This window comes from Vibrio cincinnatiensis DSM 19608 (assembly GCF_900167345.1).
Lineage (GTDB): Bacteria > Pseudomonadota > Gammaproteobacteria > Enterobacterales > Vibrionaceae > Vibrio > Vibrio cincinnatiensis.
Map to the genome: position 1 here is coordinate 1 of NZ_FUXB01000008.1, position 21198 is coordinate 21198.

The 21198-nt window shown below is 44.2% G+C and carries 20 protein-coding genes; 2 read left to right on the forward strand and 18 right to left on the reverse strand.

Annotated features, from left to right (window positions below; translation table 11 throughout):
• Positions 1-326: 326 nt before the first annotated feature.
• The 12 genes from lipA to leuS all read right to left on the reverse strand — a co-directional run bounded on the left by lipA (position 327) and on the right by leuS (position 12810).
• Positions 327-1292 (reverse strand): lipoyl synthase, encoded by a 966-nt coding sequence (gene lipA, locus B5D54_RS08690; protein ID WP_078926158.1) that lies wholly within the window; start codon positions 1290-1292, stop codon positions 327-329.
• Positions 1289-1951, reverse strand: a complete 663-nt coding sequence (gene lipB / locus B5D54_RS08695) for a lipoyl(octanoyl) transferase LipB (RefSeq protein ID WP_078926159.1) — start codon at positions 1949-1951, stop codon at positions 1289-1291. Before lipB ends, lipA begins: the two co-directional genes overlap by 4 nt.
• Before the next feature lie 192 nt (positions 1952-2143).
• Positions 2144-2422, reverse strand: a complete 279-nt coding sequence (ybeD, locus tag B5D54_RS08700; protein WP_078926160.1) for a DUF493 family protein YbeD — start codon at positions 2420-2422, stop codon at positions 2144-2146.
• Positions 2423-2559: 137 nt separating this feature from the next.
• Positions 2560-3726, reverse strand: a complete 1167-nt coding sequence (locus tag B5D54_RS08705) for a serine hydrolase (RefSeq protein ID WP_078926161.1) — start codon at positions 3724-3726, stop codon at positions 2560-2562.
• Positions 3727-3824: 98 nt separating this feature from the next.
• Entirely contained in the window at positions 3825-4616 is a 792-nt protein-coding gene (locus B5D54_RS08710; RefSeq protein ID WP_078926162.1) for a septal ring lytic transglycosylase RlpA family protein, read from the reverse strand.
• Between the two features lie 5 nt (positions 4617-4621).
• The gene (rodA, locus tag B5D54_RS08715) at positions 4622-5743 is read right to left on the reverse strand and encodes a rod shape-determining protein RodA (RefSeq protein WP_078926163.1); all 1122 of its coding nucleotides are present in this window, start codon (positions 5741-5743) and stop codon (positions 4622-4624) included.
• Entirely contained in the window at positions 5743-7626 is a 1884-nt protein-coding gene (gene mrdA / locus B5D54_RS08720) for a penicillin-binding protein 2 (protein WP_078926164.1), read from the reverse strand. Before mrdA ends, rodA begins: the two co-directional genes overlap by 1 nt.
• Before the next feature lie 6 nt (positions 7627-7632).
• Complete coding sequence (rlmH, locus tag B5D54_RS08725; RefSeq protein WP_078926297.1) at positions 7633-8103, reverse strand: 23S rRNA (pseudouridine(1915)-N(3))-methyltransferase RlmH; 471 nt, start codon at positions 8101-8103, stop codon at positions 7633-7635.
• Between the two features lie 2 nt (positions 8104-8105).
• Complete coding sequence (gene rsfS, locus B5D54_RS08730) at positions 8106-8423, reverse strand: ribosome silencing factor (RefSeq protein WP_078926165.1); 318 nt, start codon at positions 8421-8423, stop codon at positions 8106-8108.
• A gap of 63 nt (positions 8424-8486) precedes the next feature.
• Positions 8487-9512 carry a DNA polymerase III subunit delta gene (holA, locus tag B5D54_RS08735; RefSeq protein ID WP_078926166.1) on the reverse strand — a complete coding sequence of 342 codons (1026 nt, stop codon included), beginning with the start codon at positions 9510-9512 and terminating at the stop codon, positions 8487-8489.
• 12 nt (positions 9513-9524) lie between these two features.
• Complete coding sequence (locus B5D54_RS08740; RefSeq protein ID WP_078926167.1) at positions 9525-10124, reverse strand: LPS-assembly lipoprotein LptE; 600 nt, start codon at positions 10122-10124, stop codon at positions 9525-9527.
• 109 nt (positions 10125-10233) lie between these two features.
• Complete coding sequence (gene leuS, locus B5D54_RS08745) at positions 10234-12810, reverse strand: leucine--tRNA ligase (protein WP_078926168.1); 2577 nt, start codon at positions 12808-12810, stop codon at positions 10234-10236.
• Positions 12811-12932: 122 nt separating this feature from the next.
• On the opposite strand from leuS, the gene B5D54_RS08750 reads away from it, so the two are divergent.
• Complete coding sequence (locus B5D54_RS08750) at positions 12933-13403, forward strand: zinc ribbon-containing protein (protein ID WP_078926169.1); 471 nt, start codon at positions 12933-12935, stop codon at positions 13401-13403.
• A 43-nt stretch (positions 13404-13446) separates the two neighbouring features.
• Here B5D54_RS08750 and lnt read toward each other — a convergent pair whose 3' ends face one another.
• The 5 genes from lnt to miaB form a co-directional block, all read right to left on the reverse strand.
• Positions 13447-14958 (reverse strand): apolipoprotein N-acyltransferase, encoded by a 1512-nt coding sequence (lnt, locus tag B5D54_RS08755; protein WP_078926170.1) that lies wholly within the window; start codon positions 14956-14958, stop codon positions 13447-13449.
• Between the two features lie 64 nt (positions 14959-15022).
• On the reverse strand, positions 15023-15922 hold the full coding sequence (corC, locus tag B5D54_RS08760) for a CNNM family magnesium/cobalt transport protein CorC (RefSeq protein WP_078926171.1): 900 nt from the start codon (positions 15920-15922) through the stop codon (positions 15023-15025).
• 82 nt (positions 15923-16004) lie between these two features.
• The gene (gene ybeY / locus B5D54_RS08765) at positions 16005-16469 is read right to left on the reverse strand and encodes an rRNA maturation RNase YbeY (protein WP_078926172.1); all 465 of its coding nucleotides are present in this window, start codon (positions 16467-16469) and stop codon (positions 16005-16007) included.
• Positions 16466-17566, reverse strand: a complete 1101-nt coding sequence (locus B5D54_RS08770; protein ID WP_078926173.1) for a PhoH family protein — start codon at positions 17564-17566, stop codon at positions 16466-16468. The genes ybeY and B5D54_RS08770 overlap by 4 nt, the downstream gene beginning before the upstream one ends.
• A 151-nt stretch (positions 17567-17717) precedes the next feature.
• Positions 17718-19142: a tRNA (N6-isopentenyl adenosine(37)-C2)-methylthiotransferase MiaB gene (gene miaB, locus B5D54_RS08775; protein ID WP_078926174.1), complete on the reverse strand. Its 1425-nt coding sequence runs from the start codon at positions 19140-19142 to the stop codon at positions 17718-17720.
• A gap of 235 nt (positions 19143-19377) precedes the next feature.
• On the opposite strand from miaB, the gene B5D54_RS08780 reads away from it, so the two are divergent.
• Positions 19378-20535, forward strand: a complete 1158-nt coding sequence (locus B5D54_RS08780) for a 2-octaprenyl-3-methyl-6-methoxy-1,4-benzoquinol hydroxylase (protein ID WP_078926175.1) — start codon at positions 19378-19380, stop codon at positions 20533-20535.
• A 66-nt stretch (positions 20536-20601) separates the two neighbouring features.
• Here B5D54_RS08780 and crr read toward each other — a convergent pair whose 3' ends face one another.
• On the reverse strand, positions 20602-21111 hold the full coding sequence (crr, locus tag B5D54_RS08785) for a PTS glucose transporter subunit IIA (protein WP_078926176.1): 510 nt from the start codon (positions 21109-21111) through the stop codon (positions 20602-20604).
• Between the last annotated feature and the right edge of the window lie 87 nt (positions 21112-21198).

Here is a 21198-nt window from a genome sequence, read left to right on the forward strand (position 1 = left end):
CGATGAAAGGTAGAAACGGAGGTATTCTCCACACAATAATTTGGTGTGTAAAATCTCAATAAGAAAGAAAAAGAGAATCTTTGAACAGAGATCACTGAAATTTACTCAATAACTCAATGATAGAATCGAGGCTTTGCCGAGTATGAACCTGTTGAAATATATCGTGTATAGCATCATGTCCAGTAGAGCAGCATGATGCTATAAACGATTTTTGAATAAAAGATTAGTGTTAATAAAAATAAAAAAGAGTGAAACTGAGCGTTCGTTTGAGTAAATAAAGTCGCTCCTTCTTTGAAGCGACTCTATCTATTGACTGATTCGGTGATTTATTTAACTTCCATGCCTTTAGCTTGCAAATCAGCATGGTAGGAAGAGCGTACAAATGGCCCGCAAGCCGCATGGGTAAAGCCAAGCTCAAGAGCGATTTCTTTTAGCTCATCAAACTCTTCAGGTGGTACGTAGCGTTCAACCGGCAAGTGGTGGCGACTGGGGGCTAGATATTGGCCTAGCGTTAGCATGGTGACACCGTGTGCACGCAAGTCTTTGAGTACTTCAATGATCTCTTCTTTGGTTTCCCCAAGCCCCATCATTAAGCCTGATTTTGTGGGAATCTCAGGGTGCCTTTCTTTAAATTGTTTCAACAGTTCAAGTGACCACTTGTAGTTTGCTCCGGGGCGAGCTTTACGATACAAACGAGGTGCGGTTTCAAGGTTATGGTTAAAAACATCGGGTGGATTATCATTGAGTTTATCCAAAGCGATATCCATGCGACCCCGAAAATCGGGTACTAGTGTTTCTATTCGAATGCCTGGGTTGAGTGCTCGGATCTCCCGGTTACAATCGGCAAAATGTTGGGCTCCTCCATCACGTAAATCATCACGATCAACGGAGGTGATCACCACATATTTGAGTTTCATATCATGGATGGTTTGGGCCAGTTTTTGGGGTTCTTCACTATCGGGCGCGATAGGGCGGCCATGGGCAACATCACAGAAGGGGCAGCGACGAGTACAAATCGCGCCAAGAATCATAAAGGTGGCAGTGCCGTGATTGAAGCATTCTGCGAGGTTTGGGCAAGAGGCTTCTTCACACACGGAGTGAAGATTATTTTTACGCATTGCAGCCTTTATATCTTGAATACGCTGACTATCAGCGGGCAGCTTGATTTTCATCCACGCAGGTTTGCGTAAGACTTCTTGCTGTTCTGTTGGCATTGTCTTAACCGGAATTAAAGCCATTTTATCGGCGTCACGATATTTAACGCCTTTTTCCATTTGAATTGGTTTGCTCATGCTGTTTTACCTATTAAAGGTGCTTCTGTGCTGAATTCGACTTGTTGATAACCGAATAAACGGACAAGCTCTTGGATCATCTTTTGTTCAACATCTTCAAGGCGATGAGGGCCTCCTAAGTCGGAAACTTGAGTCATTTCCATCCCTTGATAACCACAAGGGTTTATACGTAGGAAAGGAGAGAGATCCATATTGACATTAAGGGCCAAACCATGAAATGAACAGCCTCGACGAATACGTAAACCGAGAGAACAGATTTTTTTCTCTGCGACATAAACTCCAGGCGCATCAGGTTTAGCGGAGGAGTGAATATGATAGGTTTTTAGTGTATCGATGATTAATTGTTCAATATGGTTGACCAGATCTCGTACGCCTAGATTTTTGCGTCTTAGATTGATAAGGATATACGCCACGAGTTGACCTGGACCATGATAGGTGACTTGGCCTCCGCGATCACTTTGTATAATAGGAATATCACCGGGATTGAGAAGGTGCTCAGGTTTTCCGGTTTGGCCTTGAGTAAATACGGGATTATGTTCAACGAACCAGACTTCATCGCAGGTCGTTTCATCTCGTTGATCGGTGAACTGGTGCATCGCTTGCCAAACCGGTAAGTAATCTTGCCGGCCTAATTGTCTGATAACAAGCTGAGTGTCCATGGTCTGCCCATTCGTGATATATAAAGTTTTTCGATTATAAACGTCTTAGGCTATTCGAACTACTCATGAGGTGGAATTTTTTAACCACATTTTTTATACAATTATTTTAACTTTTTGATAAATAAATAAAAAGCAGCCTAGGCTGCTTTAAAAAATAATTGATTTTATCTAAAAATAATTGATGGTGGTGTTTTACAGTACCATACGCACGATCTCAATATTGCCTAACTCTTGATAGAGTGTTTCAACCTGCTCGATGGAGGTGGCGGTAATGGTGATAGAAACCGAATGATAATTTCCTTTGCCACTGGGTTTGATTCGTGGGCTGTAATCACCTGGAGCATGGCGTTGAATCACTTCCAAGACAAGCTCTGGTAGCTCAGGTTTCGCATGACCCATTACTTTATACGTAAAGGAGCAAGGGAACTCTAGCAGATCTTTCAGTTTTGCATCAGAGTTTATTGTCATCATAGTGGAGACTCCAAGTTTGGCATCAAATTAAGCGGTGGCGAATAGTAGCGTTAATCAAAAAAGAACTCAAGTTGCCCAAACAAGACGAATGGACGCCAGCTAACTCAAGCGCCGTCCATTCCTCATTCATGTCGAAACTAAAAGAGTCCTTTGAACAATAATACGATGTAGTCCCAAAGACGGCTAAACAAGCCTCCTTCTTTGACATCTTCTAATGCCATTAATGGGTATTGAGCGACATCATTACCTTGTAATTGGTAGTAAAGCGTACCTACGACATCACCTTTATTAATGGGGGCTTTTAGCTCTTTTTCAAGGACAAAGCTAGCGGTTAAATCTTTGGCTTGACCACGAGGAAGGGTGACATAAGTATCTTCGTTCACACCCAGTGATACTGTGGATTTATCCCCCATCCAAATGGTTTCATTCACAAAGGTTTCACCCGCTTTATGTGGTGCAACGGTTTCAAAGAAACGGAAACCATAACTCAGTAACTTCTTACTTTCTGATTTACGAGCGTTGATGTCTTTAGTGCCCATAACAACAGCAATTAAACGCATTTTCCCTTCAGTTGCCGAGCTGACTAAGCTGTATCCTGCATTTGAAGTATGTCCTGTTTTAATGCCATCCACATTCATACTTTTATCCCATAACAGCCCATTACGGTTGTATTGGGTTATACCATTATAGGTAAATTTTTGTTCTGCATAGAGCGCATACTCATCTGGTACATCACGAATCAGAGCTTGCCCTAACAGTGCCATATCGTATGGGGTTGAGTAGAGGTTGTCATGATCTAATCCATGAACGTTAGCAAAGTGAGTATTGTTCATGTTTAGTGATGTGGCCCAAGCATTCATTAAATCCACAAACGCGTCTTCTGAACCAGCAATATGTTCAGCCATAGCGACACAAGCATCATTTCCCGATTGAATGATAATGCCCTTGTTTAGATCGCTGACCTTAACGGTGGTGCCAACTTCAATGAACATTTTGGATGAATCTGGGTAGTTTTTAGCCCAAGCATTGCGGCTAATCACCACGTCATCATTCAGAGAAATATTTCCTCGATTGATTTCTTGTCCAATCACATAGCTGGTCATCATTTTAGTTAAGCTTGCAGGAGAGAGTTTCGTATTCATCTCTTTTTCTGCAAGTACTTTTCCAGAATGGTAGTCCATTAAAACATAGCCTTTAGCCGCAATCTGTGGGGCATCAGGAATAACGACAGGTGAAGCAAAAATGGAAGTTGCAGAAAGCGTAATGGAAGACGCTAAAATAATATGTAAAGTATTTTTTTTCATAGTGAATGCAAAACTGATTGGTTAGTTGTCCAGTATCCTAACAGAAACCGCCGTGCAAATCAGGCCAGAGTGCTTATGATCTGCGTGTATTACGGTGACTATTTAGCGAGGTTTTTTCGAATAAAGGCGGTTTGATAACCGAGCGATTTTACTCGCTCTAAGGTTTCTTGCGTCAAGCTATAGTCAGTAAACGGGCCTAATAATATCCGATAGTGCTGGTTTTCGTTATCCACAAAGCTTGGCACCGTTAAATTTTGACCAATTTCTTCAGCGAGAGTTCGCACTCGTTGCTCATGTTGTGAGGCGGCCACTTGAATAATATAGTGGATCGGTTGAGCGTTCAGCGGGGCTAATGTTGGTTTAGGTGGGGTTATCACCGCTATTTCTACATTGGCTGTTCCACTTTGTACCACCCCTAATTTGTAGGCGGCGGCATAACTTAAATCAATAACTCGACCTTCATGAAAAGGGCCTCGATCATTCACTCGGACGATGGCTGTTTTCGCATTATCAAGGTTGGTGACTTTGACGTAAGAAGGTAGCGGTAGTGTCTTGTGTGCGGCAGTCATTGAGTACATATCATAAATTTCGCCGTTGGAGGTTAAGTGGCCATGAAATTTTTTACCGTACCAAGAGGCTTGTCCTTTTTCGACAAACCCTTGAGCGTCACGGATAATTTGGTAGTGTTGTCCTCGTAATGTGTAATCACGATTACCGCCTAAACTGTATGGTTCATACTGTGGTGTTGCATCTTCAATATGTGCTACGGAAAGAGGAGTACTTGGGGCGACATCGTCATCCATCGAGTAGCGCCCCGTGGGTTGAGGGCTGCTACAGCCAACGAGAAGTACGAATGTGCCTAGACTGAAATAAAGAGAGAGTGACTTCATTAGAGTTAATTTGCCTTTGAAAATGCTTTCCGGTGGGTATGAATGGACATCAAAATACCGAATCCAGCCATCAGTGTCACCATTGATGTGCCACCATAACTAATTAGAGGGAGAGGAACGCCAACCACTGGCAAGATCCCGCTGACCATCCCAATATTAACAAATACGTATACAAAGAAACTGAGTACAATACTTCCAGCCATCATTCGACCAAAAGCGGTTTGTGCATTACTTGCAAGATATAGCCCTCGACCAATGATAAATAAATAGACAGAGAGCAGTGCCAAAATTCCGATCATTCCCCACTCTTCGGCGATGACTGCAAAAATAAAGTCGGTATGGCGCTCGGGTAAGAATTCAAGATTGGATTGTGTACCGTGTAACCACCCCTTGCCTGAAATCCCTCCAGAACCAATAGCGATTTTACTCTGGATGATGTGATAGCCAGCCCCTAGAGGGTCGGATTCAGGATCAAATAAAGTTCGGACTCGGGTTTTTTGGTATTCATGCATAATGAAAAACCACAATACGGGGATAAAGGCTCCCGCTCCCACAGCGGCGGCAGCAATGATTTTCCAACTGATTCCCGCTAAGAAAATCACAAAGATTCCAGAAGCCGCGATCAAAATAGCGGTTCCTAAATCGGGTTGTTTCGCTATTAAAATGGTTGGAAAACACACCATTAATAACGAAACTGTGATGGTGGTTAAATTGGCAGGGATAGGACGATTCCCAATGTAACGGGCAACCATTAATGGGACGGCTAATTTAAGTAGTTCTGATGGTTGGAAGCGTACAAAGCCAAAGTTAAGCCAACGCTGTGCGCCTTTGGAGGTTTCACCAAAAAATAATACCCCAAGCAGTAACAATGCCCCACAGAAAAAAAGCAAAGGTGCTAAGCGCTCATAGCTTCTAGGCGAGAGTTGAGCAAGGCCTAGCATAACCAAGAGAGACATGAGCATTCTCATCGCCTGTCGATCCATCATGTCTAGGCTTTGTCCACTGGCACTATACATAACGACAAGGCCAAATAGCATTAACACCAATAAACCAAGTAAAAGGGGGAGATCGACATGTAGGCGTTCAAAGAAGGCGCGATTTCGCCCTGTTGCTGGATCCATCTTCATTATTCACTGACCTCTTGCTCTGCTAATATGACATGGTCAAAAATTCGTCTAACAGGCGGTGCGCCATTGGTCGAGCCTCCACCGGCATTCTCAAGAACAATGGTCACGACTAATTGTGGATCCTCTGTTGGCGCAAAGCCGGTGAATAGGGCATGATCGCGTAAGTGTTCCGATAACTCTTCAGCATTGTATTCTTGCCCTTCGGCTAAACCGAACACTTGAGCTGTCCCAGATTTTCCAGCACTTTTGTATTTTAAACCTTGGAATGCTCGGCGTGCCGTGCCACGTTTCCCATGGTTAACTAAATACATCCCTTCGATAGCCATATTCCAGTATTTATCAGAGACTTCGTTAATCGGCGGGTAAGTGACATACTCTGTTTCTTTTTGAGTGGAAAAGAGTTCACCATTATTGATCGTGGAACGCAGTAAATGAGGTGCTATCACTTTTCCTTTATTGGCAACAACCGAGGTGGCTTTTGCTAACTGCATCGGTGTTGCTGTCCAGTAGCCTTGGCCTATCCCAACGGGAATAGTATCCCCTTGATACCAAGGCGTTTTGTGTCGAGCCATTTTCCATTCACGAGTCGGCATGTTGGCTTTGCTTTCTTCGTAAATATCAATGCCCGTATAATCACCGAATCCAAACCTCATCATCCAGTGCGATAGGCTATCGATTCCCATATCATAGGCAATTTGGTAGAAAAAGGTATCCACGGATTCTTCCAATGCTTTGATGATATCGACTCGGCCATGTCCCCAACGTAGCCAATCTCGAAAAGGGCGAGTATTAGAGTTAGGAATTCGCCAGTAACCCGGATCATTACGTGTTGTATTCGGGGTAATAACTTTATCATGCAAAGCCGCAACGGCAATAAAAGGTTTGACGGTAGAACCTGGGGGGTAAATACCGATCGTGGCTCGATTAACGAGAGGGCGATTAATGTCATTCAGTAGACGGTTATAATCTTGTGAGGATATGCCATGTACGAAAGCATTGGGGTCATAGCTTGGGCTAGAGACCATGGCTAAGACACCATTATCTTTGGGATCAAGCACGATAGCCGAGCCTCGTCGCCCATCCAGCAGTTTATGTACGTACAATTGCAACGCTATATCAAGATTGAGAACAATATCTTTCCCTGGTGTTGGTGGGACGTATTTTAGCGTTCGGATCACTCGACCACGGCTGTTCACCTCGACTTCTTGATAACCGGGGGTGCCATGCAGTAGATCTTCATAATATCGTTCAATGCCGAGCTTACCGATATCCCGCGTCGCTTGATAATTGGCGGCTTTATCTTCACGAGCTAACCGTTCTAAATCTCGGTCATTAATTCGTGAAACATAGCCAATAACATGGGTTAATACTTCTCCATATGGGTAGAAGCGTTTGAGATTGGCACTGACAGAAACCCCAGGAAATTTATGTTGTTGAACAGAAAATATGGCGACATCTTCTTGACTTAATTGGGTCAGTAAAGGAATGGCATTAAATCGGCGTGTACGTTGACGATCTCTTTCAAAAGCGGCAATACGCTCCTCGGGAATCGTCAGGATTTCTTGTAAACGAGCTAGGGTATCGTCCATATCTTTGACTTGTTCAGGAATGATTTCCAAGTTAAAAACAGGGCGGTTTTCAGCGAGTAAGTGACCATTACGGTCATAAATTAAGCCACGATTAGGGGCAATAGGTACGACTTTAATACGGTTATCATTAGAGCGTGTTTTGTAATCTTGATATTGTTTAACCTGAATATTGTACAGGTTAGTGATCAAAATACCGATGGCGATCACAATACCGATAAAAGCAACGATTGCTCGATGGCGGAATAATCGCGCTTCGGCTTGGTAATCTCTAATTGGGCTTCGCTGACGTCGCATCGCTCTTTACTCTCGGTGGTAAGGGTGATTCGCGGTGATACTCCATGCCCGATAAAGGCTTTCAGCCATCACGACCCGAACTAACGGATGAGGTAAGGTTAATGGGGAGAGTGACCAACTTTGATCGGCGGCGGCTTTACACGCTGGAGCTAAACCTTCTGGCCCCCCAATGAGAATAGAAACATCACGCCCATCTAATTTCCAACTTTCAAGCTGTTCGGCTAACTGTTCTGTATCCCAACGTTTACCAGGGATATCTAAAGTGATAATTCGATTTCCTTTGGGAACGGTGGCTAACATTGCTTCACCTTCTTTTTGTAAGATACGAGGAATGTCCGCATTTTTCCCTCGTTTACCCGCAGAAATTTCTATTAATTCTAGCGGCATATCATGAGGGAAACGACGGCGATATTCTTGAAATCCTTCCTCAACCCACTTGGGCATTTTGGTACCGACCGCAATCAATTGAAGTTTCACCATTAACCCCAAAGTTTTTCTAGTTGATATAGGGCTCGTGGTTCTTCTTGCATGACATGTAACATCGCTGAACCCATGTCCAGAACGACCCACTCCCCTTCATTTTCACCGTCCATACCCAAGGGTTCTACGCCCATTTTTTTGACTTCGCTAGCAACGTGATCCGCAATCGAGGCAACATGGCGTTTTGATGTTCCGGTGCAAATGATCATGTAATCGGTAATACTCGATTTGCCTTTTACATCTAGGGTTATAATGTTAACCGCTTTCATATCATCGGCTTTATCTGCAAGAAAATGGGTTAATTCTTCATGTAGCAAGGGGGAGATCCTCTGAATGTTAAATCGTTGAGTTATTAAAAAGCGCGGCAGTATACCATGGTTTTAATTCGGTAAAGGTAAGTTTGCTTCCGGTAAGCAGAACTCTACGCTGAGTTGTTGTAATAATGGCCAAATGGGTTGGCTGTATTGCGTTTTTACCAACAATTCTGCTTGTGCAAGTGTTTGTAACAGATGCTGTAACTTATTGAGCGATAAACGTTGTAAAGCGGCAGAATAGAGCGGCCGTTTATTTTGCCACACTCGATATTGTTCAAAAATAAGGTTTATAGGCTGTGTATTCATTGCTTGGCGCATTGATAGCAGTTGAAACAACTCTTTTTGAATGGTTCGAATTAAAATGATGGTTTCAATCTCTTCGGATGCTAATTGGCGAAGAATTCTCTGGGCTCGATTTGCCTTCCCTTCCAATAAGGCATCAACCCAGTGGAAGGCGGTAAAATGATTGTGCCGGCTGAGTGATTCTTCCAAGCGAACTAAGGTTAATCGGCCATCAGGATAAAGCAAGGTCAGTTTTTCTAAACTTTGTGCCAAGGCAAACAGGTTGCCTTCATGCCATTGAGCGAGCATCTGCACGGCTTCAGCATCCGGTTTTAATCCCAGTAATTGACAGCGTTTTGTGACAAATTGAGGTAAGCGAGATAAGTCTGGCGTCAGACAATTGACCCAGCAGCCTTGAGTGCTGAGTTCCTTGAACCAAGCACTATTTTCCTGAGCTTTGGTGAGTTTATTACCGACGATAACCAATAACACGTCAGGACTTAGGCTTTGTGCTAGTGTGCCGAGAGTTTTTCCCATTGCAGCATTGATGCCACTCTCTGGAATATCAATTTCAATCAATTGCCGTTGAGAAAAAAGGCTCATAGATTGGCAGCGGTCATAGACGTCATTCCAATCAAGGCTCGTGTCTGCGGTAAATTGATGTTTTTCTTCAAAGCCAAGCTCTCGGGCTTTGTGCTCAATGGCTATCCGTGACTCTTGAATCAGTAATGGCTCATTACCTAACACCAAGTAGAGAGGGGCTAGGCTACGGTTTAAGGTTTCTGGCAGTTTTTCCGCGTAAACTCTCATGCTAAAGCTCGGTTATTGGGTCGTAATAGCACTTGAATTATCCAGCTCTTTATCTATTTTGGATTCTGAATAGGGTTGAATATCGATATCGTTAATATCTCCATTTTGAATTGCAGCTTTAAGGCGAGCCATTTGGCGGACAATTTGACTGGCCGCCAGTTTACGCATTTCATCAACAATCATTTCACGTTCAACCGATTTTGCTAGTGCTGCTAATGGGTTATCTAGGTAGCTACGAGTGACACTGGTTGAAAATGTTTTGACTCCGAGTTCTGGAATCGTGACTCGGTATGACGCACGGAAGGTCAGCTCTTTTTCTGCTGCTCGAGTATTTTGATAAAGCGACAGTGTTCGTTCACTGGTACTTTCACTCATTAAATGTAGGTTAGGTGTTTCTGCAGAAGGCGTAACCAGTTGAATTTCATTCATACGTAGTTGCCTTTGCACCATTCGAGTAAAGGTACTGTATTGGTCATAGCTGGTTAACGACATCGTACTGAGTGTTTCTGGGATGTCATAATCCCCACGGAGATGAAAACCACAGCCGGAAAGTAAGGCTGTTGTCAAAAGAAGCAATGGTAATGTTGATATCGAAGAAAATTTAAAACGCATGGGTTGCTGGTTCTCATGAGTGAGTTTACTTATCTAAACCGACCCTTTGGGTCGGCTGAGATAAGTAAACAGGGCGGTATGCCCTGTTTACAGACCATCATTAGGTCAATTAGTTCGCTACAATATTGAGTAGCTTACCTGGTACATAGATCACTTTGCGAATAGTTAAGCCATCGGTGAATTTCTTAACGTTCTCATCTTGCAAGCCTAATGCTTCTACTTGATCTTTGCTGGCATCCGCAGCGACGGTAAGTTTTCCACGTAACTTACCGTTAACTTGTAAAACGATCAGTTTTTCATCTTCAACTAATGCAGCTTCATCGTAAGTTGGCCAAGCGGCATGGTCAATGTCTGTTTCACCCAATGCCTGCCACATTTCAAAACAGATATGGGGAGCGATAGGGTAAAGCATCACGGTAATGGCTTTTGCTGCTTCATCTAAAATTGCACGATCTTGTTCTGACTCTTGTGGCGCTTTAGTGAGCTTATTCATCAACTCCATCACAGCAGCGATGGCTGTGTTAAAGGTTTGACGACGAGCAATATCATCCGTCACTTTAGCAATGGTTTTATGAACATCACGACGTAGCGCTTTTTGGTCTGCATTTAAAGTAGCAGGGTTAACGCTTACCGCCGCTCCTTGAGCGGTATGCTCGGCAACCAGTTTCCAAACACGTCTTAGGAAACGGTTTGCCCCTTCCACACCAGACTCTTGCCATTCTAGTGTCATATCGGCTGGTGAGGCGAACATCATAAATAGACGTACCGTATCTGCGCCGTATTTATCCACCATTTCTTGTGGGTCGATACCGTTGTTTTTTGACTTAGACATCTTAATCATGCCTGAGTGTTCAACTGGGCGGCCTTGGTTATCTATCGCTGAAACAATGCGACCTTTTCCATCACGTTCTACTTTGACTTCGGTGGGGGCAACCCACTCTTTGGTGCCTTTTTCATTGGTGTAATAGAAGGCATCGGCCAATACCATGCCTTGACACAATAGCTGTTTGAATGGCTCATCAGAAGTGACATAGCCTGCATCACGGAGCAGTTTATGGAAGAAGCGAGAGTAAAGGAGATGCATACAAGCATGTTCAATCCCACCGATGTATTGATCCACCGGTAGCCAGTAGTTGGCTTTTGCAGGATCAAGAATATCATCTGCTTGTGGTGAACAGTAACGAGCGTAGTACCAAGAAGATTCCATAAAGGTATCAAAGGTGTCCGTTTCACGAAGTGCAGGTTCACCATTAAAGGTGGTTTCTGCCCAGGTTTTATCGGCTTTAATCGGGCTGGTTACTCCATCCATAGTGACATCTTCAGGCAGAATTACTGGCAGTTGATCGGCAGGAACTGGGTGGACTTGACCATCTTCGGTCATCACCATTGGAATGGGGGCACCCCAATAGCGTTGACGAGAAACGCCCCAGTCACGTAGGCGGAAATTGACTGTTTTAGTGCCTTTACCTTCGGCTTCTAGCTTAGCTGAAATTGCATCAAATGCAGCTTGGAACTCAAGTCCGTCAAATTCACCAGAATCAAATAAAATGCCTTTTTCGGTATAGGCTTCTTGGCTAATATCGAGTTCAGAACCATCGGCTGGCTTAATCACGGGAACAATGTCCAAGCCATACTTGGTTGCAAATTCATAATCACGTTGATCATGAGCGGGAACCGCCATGACGGCTCCCGTGCCATAATGCATTAATACGAAGTTGGCGATATAAATAGGTACTTCACGGCCATTTAAAGGATGGATAGCGGTTAATCCCGTTGCCATACCTTTTTTCTCCATGGTCGCTAATTCTGCTTCTGCAACTTTGGTATTTTTACATTCGTCGATAAATGCAGCCAGTTGTGGGTTGTTGGCCGCTGCTTGGACCGCTAGAGGGTGCCCTGCTGCGATAGCAACATAAGTCACACCCATTAGTGTATCTGGGCGTGTGGTATACACTTCTAAATCTTGATCGTTATCTTTAACCTGGAATTTTAGATCGACCCCTTCTGAACGGCCAATCCAGTTACGCTGCATGGTTTTGACCATTTCTGGCCAACCCTCTAAGTTATCGAGATCATCCAATAACTCTTGTGCATAGGCAGTGATCTTAATAAACCATTGTGGGATTTCTTTTTGCTCAACGGGCGTATCACAGCGCCAGCAGCATCCATCTTCTACTTGTTCGTTAGCAAGAACGGTCTGATCATTGGGGCACCAGTTAACGGAAGAGGTTTTCTTATACACTAAGCCTTTTTCATACAGCTTTGTGAAAAACTCTTGTTCCCAGCGGTAATATTCAGGTCGGCAAGTCGCAAATTCGCGGCTCCAATCATAGCCAAAACCTAATAACTTGAGCTGGTTTTTCATGTATTGGATGTTTTCATACGTCCAAGGCGCTGGCGCAGTTTTATTTTTGACGGCTGCGTTTTCTGCTGGTAGGCCAAATGCGTCCCAGCCAATGGGCTGCATGACGTTTTTACCTTGTAGACGCTGAAAGCGGGAGATCACATCACCGATAGTGTAGTTACGCACATGGCCCATGTGCAGTCGACCACTGGGATAAGGGAACATAGAAAGACAGTAGAATTTTTCTTTATTTGGGTCTTCACTTACAACAAAGGTGTTATTGTTGTCCCAGTGCTGTTGAACTTTCGGTTCAATATCTTGCGGGTTATATTGCTCTTGCATCGATGACATCCGGTTATCTTGGAATTTGTGAGTTCTGTTCGAACAGGTACTAATAGATCGACATAGAATACCTAAAGCAGCACAGCACAACAATAGCCAATCGGTTTTGAGAGAGGTGACTTATGAGAAAAGAGAAAACGGGCTATGAAGCGTTATTGGAAGAAGTGGTGGAAACCCTCAAACAAAGTCCAGAAGAAGTTGACCATATTATAGAGACATCCGGCAAAGTGGTGGCAGCCGCCAACGATTTAACCAAAGATGAATTGGCATTAATTTCAGCCTATGTTAAAGCCGATCTAAAAGCCTTTTCTGAGGAATATGAACAAAGTAAAAATAGTCCCTTCTCTTTAATGATTGCCAATACATTGTGGCAAGGGCTGCTGGAAATCACCGATAAAACCAAAGTAGAGTGGGTAGAGTTATTTCAAGATCTGGAACATCAGGGGATCTATCAGGCAGGAGAGATGATTGGTTTAGGTATTTTAGTCTGTGAAAACTGTGCTCATAAGGTGGAATATAACCATCCGACCGAGATTGTGCCATGTACGCACTGTGGGAATACCCTGTTTAGCCGCCAGCCATTACAGCCATAAGTCAATCCCCTCGAGCGAATGGCTTTAGGGGCGTCAGCTTTGCTTAGTGGCGACGAGTGACCAGAAAACTTATCGCTAAACTTAAGCTACACCATATATAGAGTGGCCAGCTTCCCCAGCGATAATACGGTGTTTGCCCTCGAGTTGGGGTGATTTCTGCTCTGAGCACTCCCGTTTTAAACTGCGGAAGTTGATGAGTTATTTTACCGTATTGATCCGTGATTGCGGTGACACCATTGTTGGTTGATCGAACCAAGGGTTTACCCAGTTCTAAGGCTCGCATTCGAGCAATCTCCATATGTTGAAGAGGCCCGTTTGATCGACCAAACCAAGCATCATTGGAGAGTGTCAGTAAAAAATCCGTTTGCTCTGTTACGTTTGTTCTTAGCTGCTCATTAAAAATGATTTCATAACATAGTGCAGGTGCAAAGGCATAATTTGCAGCGAAGATATTTGGCTGAACATATTCTCCCCGGCTAAAAGATGACATGGGTAAGTTAAATAATGGGGCTAAAGGTCTGAGCCACTTCTCTAATGGTACAAATTCACCAAATGGCAATAAGTGATGCTTATGGTAGCGGTGTTCAACGTCGTAACGGTAACCACCATATGGGGTATTACCTAACGCCAATACACTATTAAAGTATTGGCCTTGTTCGTTGTAGTTCAAAATACCGGTAATCACCGCGCTCTTATTCATTCGAGCTGCTGAATCTAAATTACTGAGATATGGACCTAACTCTAACTCAAAAGCAGGAATTGCGGCCTCTGGCCAGATAATAATATCGGCATCCCAATTCTCTCGGCTGAGATCGGTGTATTTCATAATGGTTGGCCAACGTTGGTTGGGGTGCCATTTGAGAGACTGCTGAATATTGCCTTGAATAATAGCCAGTGTGGTTGTCCTTTCTGGTTCAGGCGTAACCCAAGTTTGCGCTTTGAAGGCAAAACTGATAGAGAAAAGGGCGATAGGGATCAGTAAAAAACGCCATGCGTGAGTCAAGCAGACATAGCTGAATGAGCTTGCACACATAAGCACAACCAAGGTGATAAGCTCGACACCGCCAAGAGGGGCAAAAGAAGCCAATGGGCTATCTATTTGGCTATAGCCTAACCATAACCAAGGAAACCCCGTCATTACCCAACCACGGAGCCAATCAAAGGTGAGCCAAAGAACGGGAGAGGCGAGTAAAAATCTGGACCAATGAGCGCGAGGAAAGAAACGATTGAGTGCCCAAGCAAAGAGGCCACTATAAAAGGATAAATACCCTACCAAAAGCAGCATGAGGGAGAAACTGGCGATTTTGGGTAAGCCACCAAATGTATCGATACTGACGTGAACCCAACTGATCCCAAAGCCAAATTGACCTAAGCCCCAGCAATAGCCTATGAACGCCGCTTGTTTAGCTGAACGGTGATGAATCAGTAGTAATAGTAGGCATGGGCTGAGAATCGCCAATGGCCATAATTGATAGGGTGCAAAAGCTAGGGGGGTGATTGCGCCGACACATAAGGCCAGAAATGGCCGTATTAGGCGATGAATATAATTTTTCATCAACGATAACTTTCTAAAGTAATGTGCTCAGCTACTTATTTAGCTGAGCAAAGTTGGCACCAGTTTACTCTTCCTGAGTTTCAGGAAGTGTTTCGAAATCAGGAATGGTGACTTGAAGTTGAACGATTCGTCGACTGTCGGCAGCGGTCACTTTAAAGTGATACTTACCGATCTCAATGATTTCACCTCGTGAAGGTAAGTGCCCGAATGCGGTCATGACTAAACCGCCTACGGTATCGACTTCTTCATCACTAAATTCTGTGCCAAAGGTGTCATTAAAAGACTCGATGGTTGTCAGAGCCTTTACCGCATAGGTATGTTTGCTTAATTTTCGAATATCAAGCTGCTCTTCATCATCAAATTCATCTTCAATATCACCGACGATTTCTTCTAAAATATCTTCAATGGTGACGAGGCCAGATACGCCACCAAACTCATCGACGACTATCGCCATATGGTAACGTTCTTCGCGGAACTCTTTGAGTAGGCGATCAACGCGTTTACTTTCCGGAACCACCACCGCAGGTCGAATGACTTCTTCGATATCAAACGGAGCGCTATTTGAGCCTAAGTATTTGAGTAAGTCCTTTGCTAGTAGAATGCCTTCGACATGATCTTTGTCTTCGCTAATCACTGGGTAGCGAGAGTGCTGTGCATCTGTGATTAAAGCGACCAGAGAGTCTAGGTTATCGTTACGCTCAACCGTCACCATTTGTGAGCGAGGGATCATAATATCCCGCACTCGCATCTCTGCAATTTCCATAACCCCTTCAAGCATATCTCGGGTGTCATGGTCGATAAGGTCATTCACTTCAGAGTCTCGGATCACATCCACTAGCTCTTGGCGATCTTTGGGCTCCCCCTGAAAAAGTTGACCTAGGCGTTCAAAGAAGGACTTTCTACTCGGACCTTCAGATTTTTCTTTTTTTCCTTCAGTAGAATGGGGCGAATTATCGTCGTTCATTGTGTCTCTTATTTATTACGCTATCAGATGTGTGATAGCTCACATAAAGTGAACCAGTAAAGGTATTTCTCCCACCAATCACTTAGTTTTTCTCCGCTAAATAGGGGTCATCAAACCCCATTTTTTGCATGATCTCAGTTTCAAGCGCTTCCATTTCGTCAGCCTCTTGATCATCGATATGGTCATAACCTAGCAGATGAAGGCTACCATGTACAACCATATGCGCCCAGTGTGCCATTAGCGGTTTTTCTTGCTCAAGCGCTTCTTGTTCGACAACTTGTTGGCAGATGACCAAATCACCCAATAGATCCAGTTCCACTTCAGGGGGAGCCTCAAAAGGAAAGGAGAGCACATTGGTTGGTTTATCTTTACCACGATAGTCTAAATTTAGTTGGTGGCTCTCATCTTGATCAACCACTCGAATAGTGACTTCAGCTTGGCTTTGAAATGGGCTAATAGCCGTAGTGAGCCAGTGTGAAAAATCATCAAAACTTGGTAGAGCTTGCTCATTTTCAACGGCAATTTGTAAATCCAGTTCAATACTCATGATGGATTTGATTCCTCAGGGGTGGATTGGGGGGCGGCTGGGCTGGTTTCTTCCAACTTGGCTTCTCGCTCTTCACGGCGACGCTGTTCATAAGCCTTACGTTCTTTTTGATCTTGCGCTTCCCATTTTTCATAGGCATTAACAATGCGAGCAACAACCGGATGGCGAACCACATCGTCTGACTGGAAAAAATTAAAGCTAATTTCCTCCACTTCGCTGAGTACTTCAATGGCATGACGTAGACCAGAACGAGCTCCACGTGGCAAATCAATTTGGGTTACATCGCCAGTGATCACTGCGCGGGAGTTAAAACCGATCCGAGTGAGGAACATCTTCATCTGTTCTACGGTCGTATTCTGGCTTTCATCAAGGATGATAAAGGCATCGTTGAGTGTCCGCCCACGCATGTAAGCTAGAGGGGCCACTTCAATCACATTTCGTTCAATCAGCTTTTCTACTCGTTCAAACCCTAACATTTCAAACAGTGCGTCATAGAGCGGACGTAAATAGGGGTCAACCTTTTGGCTGAGATCTCCAGGCAAAAAGCCTAATTTTTCTCCTGCTTCAACCGCAGGGCGAGTGAGCAGAATTCGGCGAATTTCTTGTCGCTCCAGCGCATCCACGGCTGCGGCGACCGCTAAATATGTTTTCCCAGTTCCGGCTGGGCCAATACCAAAGCTGATATCGTGAGTCACCATATTGACCAAATATTGCGCTTGATTCGGAGTGCGTGGTTTGATCACTCCTTTCTTGGTCTTAATAAAGACTTCTTTACCATGGATAATGGCGGATTCTTGATTTTGCTCTAAAACGCCGGCTTCTTTGATGGCAAGGTGCAACTGCTCTGGCTCAATATCGGGGATCTGGCCACGAACCGGTGCGGTATCTACATAAAGGGTTTTGAGAATGTCTAAGGCCGCTGAGGCGGTATGCGCTTTACCGACGATAGTAAATAGGTTACTACGGTGGTTAATTTCCACTCCAAGCCGACGCTCTAAATGCTTGATGTTATCGTCAAATGGCCCGCATAAACTGGCTAAGCGACGGTTATCAGAAGGTTCCAGATTAATTTCTAAGGTTACGACTTTATTGCTCAAATTGGCCTCTCAATCAGTCACTCGTCGGTGCCCGATTATGACCGGGCACACAATGACACTATGTTCTTGTTTGGTGGAAGAATCAGCGGAGCTGAATTCTATGACCAAGCGTGAGTATTCCTTTCTCCGAGCGCTATGCAGTACAAAACGTTTATGGGGTGAAGGTCGCCACGCCTAGCTCATCTTCACGGCGAGTTTTTGCCATCATTTGTGAGGGCGAAATCAGGACGCGAAGGTTCATCTCTTGTTCAGTGCGTACGAGTTCTCCACGTAATGAGTTCGGGAAAACATCGACAATATTCACATCAACAAACTGACCGATAAGTTCGGCAGGGCCTTCGAAGTTAACCACTCGGTTATTTTCAGTACGGCCACGTAGCTCCATCAGGTTTTTCTTCGATGGGCCTTCAACCAAAATACGTTGTTCTGTTCCCATCATCAGACGAGAGTAGCGCATGGCTTGGCTGTTGATCTGCTGTTGTAATTCATATAAGCGTGCTTTTTTGGTCTCTTCAGAAAGGTCGCATGGGTAATCTGCGGCCGGAGTTCCTGGTCGAGGAGAAAAAATAAAGCTAAAGCTCATATCAAAATCGACATCACGAATCAGCTTCATGGTGTCTTGGAAATCTTTATCGGATTCACCGGGGAAGCCCACGATGAAGTCTGAACTGATTTGAATATCAGGACGAGCTTTACGTAATTTACGAATGATCGACTTATATTCAATCGCCGTGTGCGGACGTTTCATCATCGTTAAGATGCGATCGCTACCACTTTGCACTGGGAGGTGTAGAAAACTGACGAGCTCAGGGGTATCTTCATACACAGCAATGATGTCGTCAGTAAACTCTAGTGGGTGACTAGTGGTGAAACGAATACGGTCAATACCATCAATAGAGGCGACTAAACGAAGTAGCTCGGCAAATGAACAGATGGTTCCATCGTGCATTGGGCCACGGTAGGCATTCACATTTTGCCCAAGCAGGTTAACTTCACGAACACCTTGTTCTGCTAACTGGGCAATTTCGTACAGGACATCGTCCATTGGACGGCTGACTTCCTCACCACGAGTATAAGGCACAACGCAGTAAGTACAGTACTTAGAGCACCCTTCCATAATAGAAACAAAAGCCGTCGGCCCCTCTGCTCGAGGTTCTGGCAGGCTATCAAATTTTTCAATTTCAGGGAAAGAAATATCCATGACCGGAGCGTCAGTCGATTGGGATTGTCTGATCATTTCAGGCAAACGGTGCAGGGTTTGTGGACCAAAAATCACATCTACGAATGGTGCACGTTCACGGATGTGATCCCCTTCTTGGGTCGCCACACAACCTCCAACGCCGATCACCACGCCTGGTTTTTTATCTTTTAACGTTTTCCAGCGTCCCAGTTGATGAAAGACTTTTTCTTGAGCTTTTTCACGGATTGAACAGGTATTTAATAGTAGGACGTCTGCTTCCTCTGGCTCTTCTGTCAGCTCATAGCCATTTGCTGCATTAAGCAGATCGGCCATTTTGGATGAATCGTATTCGTTCATCTGGCAGCCCCAGGTTTTTATTAGCAGTTTCTTACTCATCTCACTTTCGCTCGTTCAATAATTCGTTGAAATAGGAATCCGCCATCTCGGCGGTAGCGGCGTATTGTACTGCTTTCGTTTGTGACTGACTAGTAATAGACAAAAATCTCTGCTAACCATTGCTATTGCTTGGTTTTCTCCTTACAGAGAGCAAGGTTTTTGATGAAATATATTCGCAAAAAAAACCTTAATACGTACAATGGTTTTTAAGTGAAATTAACCTAAAGTGGCGAAGATGAACCAGTTTGATGTGATAGTCATTGGTGGGGGAATGGTGGGAGCAGCAGCAGCATTAGGCCTTGTTCAACAAGGTCGAAAAGTAGCGCTTGTTGAAGGGAATGCCCCTTCGGCTTTTTCACCAGATCAGGCGATGGATGTTAGAATCTCTGCGATTTCACAGACCTCGGTTTCATTACTCGAAGAATTAGGGGCATGGGAGGGGGTGAAGCAAAAACGTGTTTGCCCTTATCGCCGATTAGAAACGTGGGAGCACCCAGAGTGCCGAACTCGCTTTAGCTGTGAGAGTTTAGGCTTAGCACAGCTAGGGTTTATGGTTGAAAATCGCTTGATTCAATTAGCCATTTGGGAGCAATTTAGCCAATACCCTGAGTTAGTCCTTTTTTGCCCAGATACCCTGAGTAAGATCCAATTTCAGCCAACGGGAGCTCACCAAGTTACCCTGCAGTCTGGTACGACATTGGTTGGACAGTGGATTATTGGTGCCGATGGCGCTAATTCTCAAGTCCGTTCTCTTGCCCATATTGGTATTACAGCCTGGGACTATCGCCAACACTGTATGTTGATTAATGTGCAGACGGCAAAACCACAGCAAGATATCACATGGCAGCAGTTTTTCCCCTCTGGTCCTCGTTCGTTTTTACCACTGCAAGATCAACAAGCATCATTGGTTTGGTATGATTCACCGAAGCGAATCAAGCAGTTAATGAACTTGAGTGATGATCAGTTACGTGAAGAGATACTAAACCACTTTCCTCCAGAATTGGGGGATATTGATGTGATTCAGCGAGGATCATTTCCTTTGACCCGTCGTCATGCGCAAAGTTATGTTCAAAATGGTTGTGTGCTTATCGGAGATGCGGCACATACCATTAATCCATTAGCTGGGCAGGGCGTGAATTTAGGGTTTAAAGACGTAGCTGCGTTATTGGCGGTGACAGATGAGATGGAAGAATTAACACTGGAACAGTTTCAACGCTATGAACGAAAACGTCGCCCTGATAATTTATTGATGCAAACGGGGATGGATGTTTTCTATAAAGCCTTCAGTAATGATTTGGCTCCCATAAAGCTGATGCGTAATATTTTATTAAAAGGGGCGGAACATTCTGGGCCAATTAAAGCGCAGGTTTTACGTTATGCACTTGGACTTTAGCTTTTAGAGAGAACAATAAAAACGCCGCCTAGTTGGCAGCGTTTTTATCAGTAACATAGCTCGAGATTACTTCGTTACACGAAGAACCGGAGTTTCACCTACGGTGACAGAGCCAGATAACTTGCTTAGCTCTTTAATTTCATCCATGTTAGAAATAACAACTGGAGTCAATGTAGATTTCGCTTTTTCTTCAAGTAGAGCAAGATCGAATTCAATAATCGTGTCGCCGACTTTTACTGATTGACCTTCTTCAGCGATACGTTTGAAACCTTCGCCTTTCAATTCAACGGTATCGATACCGAAGTGAACAAACAGTTCAACACCATCGTCAGACTCGATAGAGAATGCGTGATTAGTTTCGAAGATCTTACCGATAGTACCATTCACAGGGGCAACCATTTTGTTACCTGCAGGTTTAATCGCAATACCATCACCAACGATTTTCTCAGCAAACACGACATCTGGCACGTCTTCAATGTTTACAATTTCACCAGAGAGAGGTGCGATAATATCAATTGCACCCGCGTCAGCGCTGTCGTCAGAGACTAGCTTTTTAAGTTTGTCAAACAGACCCATTGTGTCATGCTCCTAACGTTTAGATTTATTTTGTTGAAGTATAGTATACCAATCCCAAACAATAGACGACTATTTTTATATCCTTCA